The organism is Streptomyces sp. NPDC091682 (genome assembly GCF_044756625.1).
Taxonomy (GTDB): Bacteria; Actinomycetota; Actinomycetes; order Streptomycetales; family Streptomycetaceae; genus Streptomyces.
Map to the genome: position 1 here is coordinate 603,237 of NZ_JBIVTH010000002.1, position 13,052 is coordinate 616,288.

General features: G+C 69.1%; 12 protein-coding genes and 1 pseudogene. 8 read left to right on the forward strand and 5 right to left on the reverse strand.

Features of this window, described 5'->3' with window-relative positions; translation table 11 throughout:
• The first annotated feature begins 20 nt into the window (after positions 1-20).
• The gene (locus ACIQK6_RS07195; protein WP_402694451.1) at positions 21-1,031 is read left to right on the forward strand and encodes a TauD/TfdA family dioxygenase; all 1,011 of its coding nucleotides are present in this window, start codon (positions 21-23) and stop codon (positions 1,029-1,031) included.
• Between the two features lie 48 nt (positions 1,032-1,079).
• On the opposite strand, the pseudogene ACIQK6_RS07200 reads toward ACIQK6_RS07195, so the two are convergent.
• Both ACIQK6_RS07200 and ACIQK6_RS07205 read right to left on the reverse strand, forming a co-directional pair.
• A pseudogene (locus ACIQK6_RS07200) lies at positions 1,080-1,797 on the reverse strand (beta-ketoacyl-[acyl-carrier-protein] synthase family protein); the annotation flags it as partial.
• Between the two features lie 388 nt (positions 1,798-2,185).
• Complete coding sequence (locus ACIQK6_RS07205) at positions 2,186-2,818, reverse strand: hypothetical protein (RefSeq protein WP_402694452.1); 633 nt, start codon at positions 2,816-2,818, stop codon at positions 2,186-2,188.
• A gap of 316 nt (positions 2,819-3,134) precedes the next feature.
• Here ACIQK6_RS07205 and ACIQK6_RS07210 point away from each other — a divergent pair, with 316 nt between their 5' ends.
• From ACIQK6_RS07210 to ACIQK6_RS07225, 4 genes are all read left to right on the forward strand, one after another.
• Positions 3,135-3,335, forward strand: coding sequence for a hypothetical protein (locus ACIQK6_RS07210; protein WP_030648435.1), 201 nt, complete (start codon positions 3,135-3,137; stop codon positions 3,333-3,335).
• Positions 3,336-3,654: 319 nt separating this feature from the next.
• Positions 3,655-5,247, forward strand: coding sequence for an oleate hydratase (locus tag ACIQK6_RS07215; RefSeq protein WP_329096452.1), 1,593 nt, complete (start codon positions 3,655-3,657; stop codon positions 5,245-5,247).
• Positions 5,248-5,316: 69 nt separating this feature from the next.
• The gene (locus ACIQK6_RS07220; protein WP_402694453.1) at positions 5,317-6,207 is read left to right on the forward strand and encodes a universal stress protein; all 891 of its coding nucleotides are present in this window, start codon (positions 5,317-5,319) and stop codon (positions 6,205-6,207) included.
• A 269-nt stretch (positions 6,208-6,476) separates the two neighbouring features.
• The gene (locus ACIQK6_RS07225) at positions 6,477-7,388 is read left to right on the forward strand and encodes a universal stress protein (RefSeq protein ID WP_329096456.1); all 912 of its coding nucleotides are present in this window, start codon (positions 6,477-6,479) and stop codon (positions 7,386-7,388) included.
• 121 nt (positions 7,389-7,509) lie between these two features.
• On the opposite strand, the gene ACIQK6_RS07230 is transcribed toward ACIQK6_RS07225, so the two are convergent.
• The 3 genes from ACIQK6_RS07230 to ACIQK6_RS07240 form a co-directional block, all read right to left on the reverse strand.
• Complete coding sequence (locus tag ACIQK6_RS07230) at positions 7,510-7,785, reverse strand: hypothetical protein (protein ID WP_266607101.1); 276 nt, start codon at positions 7,783-7,785, stop codon at positions 7,510-7,512.
• On the reverse strand, positions 7,782-8,687 hold the full coding sequence (locus ACIQK6_RS07235) for a universal stress protein (RefSeq protein WP_329096459.1): 906 nt from the start codon (positions 8,685-8,687) through the stop codon (positions 7,782-7,784). Before ACIQK6_RS07235 ends, ACIQK6_RS07230 begins: the two co-directional genes overlap by 4 nt.
• Before the next feature lie 176 nt (positions 8,688-8,863).
• Complete coding sequence (locus ACIQK6_RS07240; protein WP_329096461.1) at positions 8,864-9,415, reverse strand: hypothetical protein; 552 nt, start codon at positions 9,413-9,415, stop codon at positions 8,864-8,866.
• 311 nt (positions 9,416-9,726) lie between these two features.
• Between ACIQK6_RS07240 and ACIQK6_RS07245 the strand changes: the two genes are divergently transcribed.
• From ACIQK6_RS07245 to ACIQK6_RS07255, 3 genes are all read left to right on the forward strand, one after another.
• The gene (locus ACIQK6_RS07245; RefSeq protein WP_402694454.1) at positions 9,727-11,598 is read left to right on the forward strand and encodes a ThiF family adenylyltransferase; all 1,872 of its coding nucleotides are present in this window, start codon (positions 9,727-9,729) and stop codon (positions 11,596-11,598) included.
• A gap of 123 nt (positions 11,599-11,721) precedes the next feature.
• A complete protein-coding gene (locus ACIQK6_RS07250; protein WP_329096465.1) occupies positions 11,722-11,997 on the forward strand; it encodes a phosphopantetheine-binding protein in 276 nt (91 codons plus the stop codon).
• Positions 11,994-12,998 carry a ketoacyl-ACP synthase III gene (locus tag ACIQK6_RS07255; RefSeq protein ID WP_329096467.1) on the forward strand — a complete coding sequence of 335 codons (1,005 nt, stop codon included), beginning with the start codon at positions 11,994-11,996 and terminating at the stop codon, positions 12,996-12,998. The genes ACIQK6_RS07250 and ACIQK6_RS07255 overlap by 4 nt, the downstream gene beginning before the upstream one ends.
• Positions 12,999-13,052: the final 54 nt, after the last annotated feature.

A 13,052-nucleotide genomic window follows, 5' to 3' on the forward strand; every position in this document is an offset into this window, starting at 1 on the left:
TCGAGAAGGGAAGGACCCTGATGCCCGAGACGACGCCCGGCACCACCCGAAGCTCTGCCGTCGCAGCCGACTGGGCACTTGACCCGGCCGATGCCGGCGCGTGCGAGCAAGTGGCACGCACCCTGTGCACCCGCGGGCACGACCAGGTCGACAGCCCCGAGTGGGTGGCCCGGGCCAGGGACGCCTGGGAGGAGCTTCCGCTGCGGCTGCGCCTCGAGGTGCGCCGGTTTCGAAGGCATTCCGGCCCGCACGGCACCGTGGTGATCGGCGGCCTGCCCGTCGATCAGGCGGTCCTGCCCGCGACACCGTCCGTACCCGGCTCGGTCCAGCGCCAGGCCACCGTCTCGGCCGCGGTGCTCACCATGGTGGCCTGCGGGCTCGGAGAACCCCTCGCCTACCGGGCGGAGAAATCCGGCGCCCTCGTACAGGACGTCGTGCCCGTGCCCGGGCAGGAGAGCTTCCACGGCAACGCCGGATCGGTGCCGCTGTCCTTCCACACCGAGAACGGCTTCCACCCCCACCCGCCCGACTACGTGGTCTTCCTGTGCCTGCGTGCCGACCACGACCAGATCGCCGGCATGCGCGTCACCGGCATCCGCCAAGCGCTGCCGCTCCTCACCCCGGCCGGCCGCGAAGCCCTGTTCGCCCCGGAGTTCATCACCTCACCACCCCCCTCCTTCGGCTCCGACCCTGCCGCGACCGGGTTCGATGTCCAGCCTCGACCGGTGCTGTCGGGAGCGGTCGAGGATCCCGACATAAGGATGGCTCAACTCGTCACCACCCCGCTCACCGCTCGGGCCGCCGCGGCGCTGACCGAATTCGGCCGCGCCTGCGAGACGACCGCCCGCACCCTGCGCCTGACACCCGGCGACCTGGTCGTCATCGACAACCGCGTCACCGTCCACGGCCGCACCGCCTTCCACCCCCGCTACGACGGAGCAGACCGCTGGCTGCAACGCACGTACGTCACCACCGACCTGCGCCGCTCCCGCGACCACCGCCCCCAGGACGGCCACGTACTCGCCCGCTGACCAGCCACATCGTCACCGTCGCCGTGCCGCCCCGGTCGGGCACCGTCCGCTGACTTCGAGGTTGGCCGTCGGCGGGATCACGTCGTACCGCAGCGCTAGGGCGCACGCGGCGATCTCCAGCGAGCCGATGGCCCCCAGCGAGTGGCCCGCCATGGACTTGATGGAGCTGCTGGGCACGTGGCGGGCGGCGGGGCCCAGGGAGACCTTGAGCGCAGCGGTCTCGTGCCTGTCGTTCTGCTTGGTCCCGCTGCCGTGGGCGTTGACGTAGCCGAGCTCGCTCGGGTCCATCCGGGCCTGGGTCGGGGCGGCGGTGACGGCCTGCGCCAGCTCACGCCCATCGGCCTTCAGGCCGGTCATGTGGTACGCGTTGCAGCGGCTGGCGTACCCCCTTGATCTCGCCGCAGACGCGCGCGCCGCGGCGCAGGACGGCCTCCCCGGGCTGCAGGAGGGACATCGCGCTGCCCTCGCCGAGGACGAATCCGCCCCGTGTCGCGTCCAACGGCCAGGAGGCGGTCTCCGGGGTGTCGTTGTAGTAGGTCGAGATCGCCTTGATCGTGTCGAACCAGGCGACGGTGACGGGCGAGATGGGCGCGTCGGTTGCCCCGCAGACGACGGAGTCCAGGATGCCGTCCTGGATCAGTTCCCACACGTTGCCCACGGCGTCGATCCCGGAGGTGCAGCCGGTCGACACGACGCCGCTCTGCCCGGTGACGCCGAACTCCCGGGCGATGCCGGCGACGAAGGAGCTGGGCACGAAGTACGAGTAGAGCTGGGCGGGGAAGTCCGGGATCACGTCCCAGAGGGACCCGTCCGCGCTGAGCTGGCACCCGAACGTGCGCCCAGCAGCTCGACGTATCCGCCACTGCCGCCGAGGCCACGTCGCACGTCGTCGAGAACAGGTTGGCGACCAGTTGGCCGACAACAGGCGCGACCGCCGGGAGACAACGGATGCATCCGTGAGTTACACGGCAGTCCAAGCGGAGCGGCCAAACAGACAGGTCGGCCGAGACGAGGCTCCTGGCAACACCGGCGGTGCCGAGTGGCTCAGTGCCGCCGGGCAGACCGAGGACCGCCAGGACCGTTCGACCCTGATCGTTTGCAGCTGGCCCAGGGCCGCCACCGTCGCGGCGGCCCCGGACCGTCCTCCGGCGTCGTCAAACGAGCCAGCGCTTGCCGCGGACAAGGGGCAGGCTCTGCCAGAGGCTGCCCAGACCCCAGGTGCGCCCGGCTCCGATCGCCGCGAGGGTCACCAGGACCGCCGCGTATAGGACGTGATAGTCCACCAACGGATTCGTGGACATGCTGAGGCTGCCGTCCGATAGGTGCCTGGCAGGGGGCCACTCGGCGGCCCACATGAGCGCCATCATCGTGGTGCCCGCAGCAGCCGCGACGCGTAGGGCGACGCCGCTAGCCAAGGCGATACCGATGCCGAGCAGTCCCAGCATGAAGGTCCAGTCGGCCCAGGCCGCCCCGGCCCAGGAGTGGAACGTCGCCTCCAGCGGCCCGGCAGAGACGTGGCTCAGGAAGCCCTTGGTCGGAGACCCGCCATCGATCCATCCCTTGCCCGCCGGGGTCGCGTATCCCCAGCCGAACGTCTTGTCGCCGAAAGCCCAGAGGAACGTGAACGCGGTCAGCAGCCGGGTCGCTGCCGCGACGCGCGCGACGGTCAGAGGCGTGGTGAGTTCATCAGCCGCGGTACCGGGCGCTGTGGCCGAGGTGGCCTTGCGCCACCCGGCGAAGCACATTCCCGGCTGACGGTGCTGGCGCTGGTGCTGGTGGAGAGCCATGTCGTAGGAACCTTTCCTCATGGGCAGGCCCTGTGCGTGCCCCCATGGCCAATGTCCCCGCACGGAGGGCGCGGGCCATGAGGGCGAACGGCCTACGCCGCGCCGCCAATGGTCCCTCAGAGCCGCGCGGTTCACCGTCGATCTCGGAAGCGGGGGCAGAGTGCCGGGGGCCGGAAGGTTCGCTCTCGACGCTGTGAGGGCCCTGTTGGCCGAGAGAGGGCCGACAGGCCCCTGTGAGCCCGCTGCACCCTTCGGAACAGTGAGGTCTGCACGGGGCAAGGAGTCTCGTGGACGACGGACAAGGGAGGTGAGTGCCATGGCCGGTCTCCTTGCCATCGGCGCCATCACATCGATCGGTCTCGGCGCCATTCTCACGTTCGCTGTGGACTGGCAATGGGCCACCGCCGACCGGCCGCTCGTCGGACTGATCATGATGGCCGTCGGCTTCATCGCTCTCGCTGCCGCCACGAGCCTGGACCGTCAGGGCAGCGGCACCGGAAGGTCGACAGGCCTGTGATCGTCCCCGCCCTGGGCCGAAGGGCCCTCGGGAGCCAGCCGGACAGCCTCTTGGCCGGGCACTGGTCGGCAACAGGCGAGGAAGGAGGCATTGGCCAGGGAGAGCTGGCCGGAGCTGCCCCGGTGAGGGACCGGCTGCCGACACGCGACTCATCGCAAGGCGGGGCACGTGTACGTCCCCCGGATACGAGATCTCCAGCAGCACCGGAGGGACCTACGGACCAGGCGACCAGGCCCCTCGGCTCCTGTGGGACGTGCTGGCGCGGGAGTTGACTGGACGGAGTGGCGGGGAGGCACCTCGCCCTTCGAAGGGCATGGCCATGACGAACGAAACCCAGAACTCCCACGCCTATCTGGTCGGCGGAGGCATCGCCTCGCTGGCCGCGGCGGTCTTCCTCGTACGGGACGCGGGGATGCCCGGCGAGAACATCCGCATCCTCGAGGAACTGCCGCAGACCGGCGGCGCACTCGACGGCAGTGGCGCACCGGACACCGGCTACGTCGCCCGGGGTGGCCGGATGCTGGAGGACGAAGCCTACGTCTGCCTGTGGAACCTCCTGGCGGCGATCCCCACGCTCGGCAACGACAACGTGTCCGTCCTGCAGGAGACCGAGGAGTTCAACGCCCGCTGGCTCACCCACGCCAACGCCCGGCTCATCGACGCCTCCGGCCGAATCCTCGACGCCTCAGAGCTGGGCTTCACCACTGCCGATCGGGTGGAGATGGCACGCCTGCTCGCCTTGCCCGAGTCCGTCATCGGCGCGCGCCGGATCGAGGACTTCTTCTCCGAGCACTTCTTCACCACCAACTTCTGGGCGATGTGGCGCACCACCTTCGCCTTCCAGAACTGGCACAGCGCCATCGAGCTCAAGCGCTACTTCCTGCGCTTCCTCCAGGAACTCCCCCGTATCCACACCCTCGCCGGAGTACGACGCACGCGGCTGAACCAGTACGACTCGATCGTTCTGCCGGTACAGGCGTGGCTGGAACGGCAGGGAGTCCGCATCGAGCACGGAATCCGAGTCACCGACGTGGAGTTCGCCGTCGGCGAGGCCGGCGAGCGTCGGGCCGAGCGCATCCTCTTCGAACGGGACGGCACAGCGGGATCGTACGGAATCGGGCCGCAGGACTACGCGTTCATCACCATCGGCTCCATGACCGCGGACGCCCGCTACGGAGGCGACGACATCGTCCCCGAGCTGGTCCGCGACAAGCGCGACGGGGCCTGGAACCTGTGGGAGACGCTGGCCCGCAAGGCCCCGGACTTCGGTCGGCCCGGAGCCTTCAACGGCAACGTCGACGAGGCCAAGTGGGAGTCGTTCACCCTGACGATGCGCAGCCCGGCACTGCTCAAGCGGATCGAGGAGTTCTCCGGCAATGCCCCCGGCACCGGGGCGCTGATGACGTTCAAGGACTCCCGGTGGTTGATGTCGGTGGTCGTGCCCCACCAGCCGCACTTCGCCGGCCAGCCCGAGGACGTCTTCACCCTTTGGGGGTACGGGCTGTTCGTGGACGAACCGGGCGAGTTGACCGGCAAGAAGATGTCGGAGGCCACGGGACAGGAGATCCTCGTCGAACTGCTCGGGCACCTCGGCTTCGACGACATCGCCGACGAGGTGTGCGCCACCACTGCCGTCACGACGGTGATGATGCCTTACATCACCAGCCAGTTCGAGCGCCGTGACATCCACGACCGGCCGCTGGTGGTCCCCTCCGGGTCGACAAACTTCGCCTTCCTCGGGCAGTTCACCGAGATCCCCGAAGACGTCGTCTTCACCGTCGAGTACTCCGTCCGCGGGGCGATGCACGCGGTGTACGAACTGCTGGGCGTCGACAAGGAGGTTCCGGCCGTCTACCACGCGCTGTCCGACCCGTTGACGGCGCTGCGGGCCCTCAAGGCCGTCTTCGCCTGAGCTGTGGCTCGCCTCTCCCAACAGCACGGCTCGCCGTTTCAGACCGGAGGTCCTTCCGTGTTCCACCCTGTGCCAACCTCTCCACCCGATCTCGGGGTCCGCCGGTCCCGGGCGATCACCGTCGGGCTCGACGGATCTCGCGAGAGCCTGGCCTCCGTCGCCTGGGCCGCGGACGAAGCGCGCCGACGCGGTCTCGCCCTTCGCCTCGTGCACGTGTGGGGCCTGGAACCGGACGTCCATTCACCGCTCATCGGCTCTCGCACCAGGCAGGAGCCGTACGACGCGGACCCGCGCTCCACGGCCGAGCGGATACGGCGCACGCATCCGGGCCTGGACGTGGTCGCGCAGGAGCTGTGCGGCGAGCCGGCCACCGTTCTGTGCGGGGCCGCCGAGGAGTCCGAGCTGTTGGTGCTCGGTTCCCGCGGTCTGGGCGGGGTCGCCGGGTTCGTGTCCGGTTCGGTGGCCCTGTCCGTGGTCGCCCGTACCCGGCATCCTGTCGTCCTGGTTCCGGGCCGCGCTCCGATCCCGAACGGCGGCATCGTCCTCGGCCTGGACCTCTCGCACCCGTGCGACGAAGTTCTGGACCACGCCTTCTCCCGGGCCCACCGGCTCGGTGTACCCCTGCGCGTCGTACACAGCCCGCATACCCAGCGAGGGCTCGGCAGCGATGCGGCACTGACCGCTTCGGCCATGGCGCCCGGAGCTGCGGACGCGAGGACCGCACGAGACCTGACGCAGGTGATCGAGCAGTGGCGGCATGCGTACCCCGGCCTGCGCGTCACAGGGGAGATCCGCCCCGGCCACCCCGCGCGAAGGTTGGTGGAGGCTTCCCACACGGCCGACCTCCTCGTCATGGGCCGCCGCAACCGCCAATTCCGGCTCGGTCCCCACACCGGAGGTGTGACCCGTGCGGTCCTGCACCACTGCCGGACGCCGGTGGCCGTCATCCCCCACGACTGACCATTCACAGCGCTCCGCATCGCCGTTGCCCGCGTTCCCTCTGTGAGGGACGCGGGCCGCTTCGCGTACCAGGTGCTCAGTGACTGGTGTGGGCACCGCGCACGTCCGTGTCCGGCACAGCCACGGTCCGGCCGGGCGACGAGGGACGTTCGGCCCGTTCCCCGGGTCTCCTGGACCATCGCTCCCCCGCGGTACGGAAGGGAAGGGTGGGACACACACCGCCGACGACGGACGACGGTACTCGCCCCATAGGCTCCGGAGGAAACACCATGTCACGTACGGTCATTGCGGGAATCGACGGATCCCCTGCATCTCTTGCCGCCGCCGAGTGGGCCGCCCGGGAAGCCCGGCGGCGCCGGCTCCCCCTCAAGCTGTTGCACGCCATGGAGGAGTGGATCCCGTCCTACGGATACGCGTCGCAGACCGAGGCCACCCCGTCACCCCAGTACTGGGGTGAGCGCATCCCCCGGGAGGTCGCGCTGCAGTTGACCGAGCGGCACCCCGACCTGGAGATCACCAAGGAGCAGGTGGACGGGCGGCCGCTGACCGTCCTGGTCGCTGCCGCGCAGGAGGCCGAGGTACTGGTACTCGGCTCGCGCGGACTGGGGGCGATGACAGGATTCCTCGTCGGATCCGTCTCCCAGGCCGTGCTCGCCCAGGCCAAGCGCCCGGTCGTGGTCGTGCGGCCGGGCGCCTGGCTGGACGCCGACTGCCTGCCCGCATCTGATGGTGACGCACCACGGAAGGACAACGACCGGCCTGTCGTGCTCGGGCTGGACCTCTCCTACCCGTCTACCGAGCTCCTCGACCACGCCTTCGACGCGGCGGCCGTACGCCGGGCCCCACTGCGTGTGATCCACCGCTGGAGCATGCCGCCCGCCTTCGCGTTCGACCCGGCGCTCCTCGCGCCCGAGGTACGGGACGGCATGGCGACCTCCATGGCGACTGCGCTCGCCGACGAACTGCGGCCCTGGCGCGACAAGTACCCCGAAGTCCGTGTCGAAGTGGACTGCTCGGTGGGGCAACCCGCCAACCAGCTCGTCGAAGCCTCGGCAGACGCCTCACTGGTCGTCGTCGGCCGGCGGATACGCCGCTCCGCCATCGGCGCCCATCTCGGCCCGGTCGTCCACGCTGTCCTCCACCACGCCACAGCCCCGGTCGCGGTCGTACCCCACGCTTGAAGCGATCACGTGTGCCGGGTTGCCCTGACCGTCCGTGGCTGACCACAGACCTGGGAGCAACCCATGCGCGCCGAGCCCGGCCGGGTGATGTCCACCGGCCGGGCTCGGCGTCTGCCTGGCGCTACTGCGTTCCGCCTGTGTCTCGTTCTTCACGGCGGACGTCTTCCTCGCCCCACCGTTCCGCCTCTGAGGGGCACTGGCCGGTCGTGGCACTTCGGCTCTCGGTGGCAGGGGGCAGATCTTGTTGAGGGGCCGTGGTGAGGACGAGGCGAAGCCCCAGCCCGCGCTTCTCGGCCTCGGCTGCCGCCCGAGCCAGGCTCGCGTACCAGTTTTCCGCCGGGTCGATGCGGACGAGAATCTCGCCGGCTTCGGTGGTGGCCATCTCGGTGGTCGTCATGACGCCTCGCTCCTGGGCTCGTCGGCGTGCCGCGGGATCAGTTCGACGGGGCAGTACGCATGGTGCAGCAGGCTGTGCGTCACGCGCCCCAGGGTGCGCCCGAGGTAGCCGGGCGAACGGCGCCCACCCATGACCAGCAGATCGGCATGGCGGGAGGCCTCCACCAGCACCCCGGCGACGGACACACTCCTCTCCGCGTCCGCCTGGACCGTCAGCGAGGGGCACTCGGCCCGGATCTGCTCGGCTACGACCTTCAAGCTCTGCCCACGGTGGCCGGCGACCCCGTTCTGGCCATCGGCTGCTCCCGCCGCGGAGACGACGGACTGCAGGACGCCCTGTACGTACAGCAGCCGAAGCGAGGCCTTGCGCAGCTCGGCTTCACGCGCGGCGTGACGGACGCAATCGAGATCGCGCTCGTCGCGCACGGCGGCCAGCACGACACCGTTCACGGCCTCGTGCTCGCTCCCCCGCACGACGATCACGGGGGTACGAGCGTCCGCAGCGACCTTGAGGCCGACCGAGCCCAGGGTCAAGGAGCTGAATCCGCCCGGTCCCCGGTTGCCGACGACGAGGGTCCCGCGGTCGCTCGCGGCCCGGCGCAGGCTCATCGCAGGCCCGCTACGGCTGAACTCCTTCGTGACCGAGAGCGCGGGATGCCGGGCCTGCACGATCTCGGCCGTAACGTCCAGCAGTTCACGCCCTGCGACACGGACCCGTTCCATGTCGTCGTCCGAAAGCTCGAGGACCCGGCCGTCGACATCGGACCCGTACACGATGTGCAGGGGGCGACGGCGCCGCGCAGCCTCGTCCGAAGCCCAGAGCGCCGCCCACCGGGCAGGCTCGGACCCATCGACACCGACGATGACCGATCCGAGGTCCGGACCTCTGCTGTTGCTTTCCATAGCTCCTCCTCGCCGACCGCTATTGGGGGCAGCTCCACGCTGACACCCCAGCGCCGGACAGAAGAGGGGCCCTAGGTACCTCGTCGGGGCCGAAGGTCCCCGCCCAGGTTTCTCGGTCAGCCCATTTGGAGGCAGTCTCGGTTGTTCAGGATCGAGGGTGGAGGTGCGAGGGCCGGTCAGAACGGTCCGTAGAGCCAGTTGCCCGGGGCGTTCGGGTCGTCGCTGGTGAAGAACTCCACGACGGCGGCGTCAATTTGGGCCGGATCCAGTGTCCCGTCCCCGTCACGATCCAGGCGCTGGAACGCCTCCTTCATCTGCTGCGCGGGCACCCCGCCGATCGCCCGACTGAGCAGCAGGTACTCGTCCAGCCCGATCAGTCCGTCATCGTCCACGTCAGTGAGAGCGAGCCAAGCCGAAGCCCCCGCATGCAGGGTCTCCAGCAGGGTGACAGGACTGGCGGCGACCGAGCGTCGGATCCCCCGCTCGAAGGCCTCGGGGTCGAGGCGGCCGCCCCCGAGGTCGACGTGTGCCAGGTGGTCTTCCCACAGCCGGTGCAGGACGTCACGGAGCGTGTGGATTCGGTCCGGCCGGCCCGGGAACACCTCGGCCATCCGGTCGGCGACAGCGGTCAGGTCATCCGCCCCGAGAAGGCCGTCTCGATCGGCGTCGAGCAGCGCGAACATGTAGTGCATCTTGCGGGTCAGTACCGGGGTGGCGGTGTCGGGCATGAGAGCTCCTCCGGGTAGCGGTGCACGTCAATGCGGTCGCGGCCCATCCTTGGCGGGACCGATCGCCAGAAGCTTCGGCGGTCACCCGTCCGGACGTGGAGAACAGGCGTCCAGAAGCCACCCGTTCGATGACGACTCGGGCCGCGCCGCGACCTGGGCCCGCCCGGCGCCAACTTCGGGCCGTTACCGACCGTCACGGCGATGGAGGCGCAACCGATCAACGGCGCACTCGTTGTGATCTCGGGTGCGCAGGGCGTGCGCCCCCAGAGCACAGTTGAGCATCTAGCGCTAGCCGAAGTGGGTTACCGGTTGTGAAGAGCATTCCCATGACTACAGGCGTTCCGTGGCACGTATCCGCGTTCCGGGTCGAAACCGGCGAGTCGGGCGAAGCGGAGCTGGTCGGGCGGATCCGCGAGCTGAGGGCGAGGATCCTGTTCGACCGTGGCCGCCGGCCCGACTTCCAAACTCCGGACGGCGGCTACGCCGACGATCAGGATCTGGACTTCGGCGCCTGGCACTTCGTCGGGAGGCGCGAGGCGGGAGGGCCACCGTTGGGATACGTGCGGCTTTCGACGCCGGAGACGGGCGGTCTTTTTCAGACCCGGGCTCATTTGGGTGCCGAGCGCTATGAGGATGTGCTCCGGGAGCACGGCCTCGGCGTTGCGGAAACGTTTGAGCACAGCCGTCTGGTAGTGGAGCACCAAGCGCGCAAGCTGGGTCTGGGGATCTACTTGAACGCCTTCGCCATGGGAGCCGCGCGTTTCCTGGGAGCCAAGGCGATGATCGGTACCTCGGGCACCGCAGATGGCCAGGACCGTTTCCACGAGCGATTCGGCTTCCGTCCGGTCCCAGGAACGCGCCGCTACGTCGGGCACTACACCGAAGACGTGGTGATCATGCTGTACCGCCCCGGGTTCTCGGCAGGCGAGTTCACCGGGCTCGTCGAGCAGTTGGAGGAAGCGTTTCCCTCCTCGGTCGTCCCGGCACAACATGCCGGGCTGGGCGTTGCATCGCAGGTCGGGCACACGCCGCAGGACCAGTTGCGCCTACCCTCCACCCCCCTCATGGCAGCAGCCGAGAGCAGTCACGGACATGCCGGCGCGAGCTGGCAGCCTGTGCTCTTCACCCTGGATCGCGAGCAGGACCGGATCGGCCTGCAAAGCCTGATCGATTCGGGGCAGGTCCGCGAGGTGATGGACACGATCACGGATCAGCTGACAGAGCTGGTCACCAGCCGTGAGCCGCGTCTGTGTTCCTCGCCGGACGCGGCGGAGCGGGCCGTGGCGGAACAGCTGGCCGGCACCAGTCCGCAGGAGTACGGGACCTGGGTCTGGTACCCGTGGTCGGGACGCCTGGTGCACCTGTTGCCCCGCGAGGAGTTCCGCCTCGTGCGCACCGACCGCAACCGCGGACGGATCGACCGCGCGCAGCAGCGCAGGCTGCTGGGACGCCGCGTGGGCGTCATCGGTCTTTCCGTCGGGAGCAGCGCCGCCCTGACCTTCGCGATGGAGGGCATCGGCGGATCGTTCAAGCTGGCCGACTTCGACTCCCTCAGCGTCTCGAACCTCAACCGGTTGCGTGCGGGTGTCCACCATCTTGGTCTGAACAAGTGCGTGCTCGCAGCCCGGCAGATGTTGGAGATCGACCCCTGGCTGGACATCGAGCTCTACCAGGGTGGTCTGACCGATGCCACCATGGAGGAGTTCTTCACCGGCGGCGCGGGCCCCATCGACCTTCTCGTCGAAGAGTGCGACACCCCCTACGTGAAGATCGCCGCCCGCGAGCACGCCCGGGCGCTGGGCATCCCGGTCGTCATGGACGCAAACGATCGGGGCTTGCTGGACGTGGAACGGTTCGACCTCGAACCCGACCGGCCCCTGCTGCACGGCCTTCTCGGCGAGACGACCTCCAGCGACCTGAGGGACCTCACCCACGAGGAAATGGTCGATGTCATCCTCACCATGGTCGACCGGGAGCGCATCAGCCCGGAGCTGACAGCTTCCGTCTCCCAGATCGGCATCACCCTCAGCAGCTGGCCGCAACTCGCCTCGGGAGTCGCCCTGGGCGGCGCCCTCACCGCCGACGCCGCGCGCCGCATCCTGCTGGGCCAGCCCCGCCCGTCGGGTCGCTTCTACACCGACCTGGAGATCCTCACCGCGGGCGACCGAAGCACCGTCGCATGACACGCGCCCCGAGGATCACTGCGGGCGCGCACGCCGAGCGATGACACCCTGCCGGCACACGCTGCCGCGCCAGGCGCCCGACCGGCGCCACCATCGATAGTCCTTTCCTCGCAGTCCACCGAGATGGAATCCAAGATGCCTACAGCTGCTGACGTTCTGTACCGGGTCACGGCCATTATTGCCGCCGTCGCCGATTGCCCGGTCGATGAAATCTCCTCGGAATCCCGACTTGTCGAAGATCTCGACCTCGACTCGCTTCAGGTAGTGGAGATCGCAGTCCGAGCCGAGGAGGAATTCGGCAAGCCCATCGACGACTCGCTGCTGGCCGAGCAGGGTGTGACCGTGTCCCACTGTGCGCACGTGGTACAGGAGGCGCACGCCAAGGAGGTCCGGACGTGAGCGCCCAGGCGCCGTCCATCGCGTTCGGAATCCAGGGGCTGGGTGTGCACATCCCGGAGCGCCGAGTCAGCAATGCGGACATCGCCGACCAGTACGGGGTGGACCCGGAGTGGATCGAGCGCATGACCGGTGTCCGGCAGCGGCAGTATGCGGAACCCGGCCAGGCCACGTCCGACCTCGCAGTCTCCGCTGCCGAACACGCCCTCGCCGATGCTCACCTGTCACCCCGGGACATCGATGTCATCCTGGTAGCAACGAGCACACCGGATCAGCTCGCGGTCGCCACAGCCTGTCGGGTACAGCACCGTCTCGGCGCGGACCGGGCCTGGGCCACCGATGTCGGCGGAGCATGCGCGGGGTTCCTCTACGCCTTGAAGACGGCGCGCGACATCCTCGCCGCATCCCACCCCGATGGACGCGCGCTGGTCGTCGGAGCGGAGACGTTCTCCAAGTTCCAGAATCCCGCCGACCGGTCCACGGGCGTACTGTTCGCAGACGGTGCCGGAGCAGTGGTGGTAGGCCCTTCAGGCCCAGGAAGGGGGATCCTGTGCAGCACACAGGGGACTGATGGTGCACTGGCCGACATCGTGGGGATCCGTGCCGGGGGCAGCGCACGGCCGACAACCGGACACACCGTGGCTGAAGGCGGGCACTACCTTCACATGAACGGGAAGAAGGTCGCGGCCTACTTCCACGATGTCTTCCCGAGGATCGTCGAAGAACTCGTCCAACTGTCCGGTCTGCCCCTGAACAAGATCGACCTCGTCGTTCCGCATCAGGCAAATCCCCGTATGCTGCGTGCCCTGAGTCTTGAAGTGGGCATCTCCGCCTCACAACTCGTCGTCACCGCTGATACGTTCGGCAACACGGGCGCGGCCTCGATCCCCATGGCACTCCACGTGGCACGGGAGCAAGGCCGCCTCCACCCGGAGAGCACCGTTCTGCATGCCGCTGTCGGCGCCGGAATGAGCTGGGCCGGAACCGTACAACGCTGGTTGTGACGCGTCCCAAGCCGGATCAGGAGCCCGCGCGCGGACAGGCCGACGCTGTCTCAT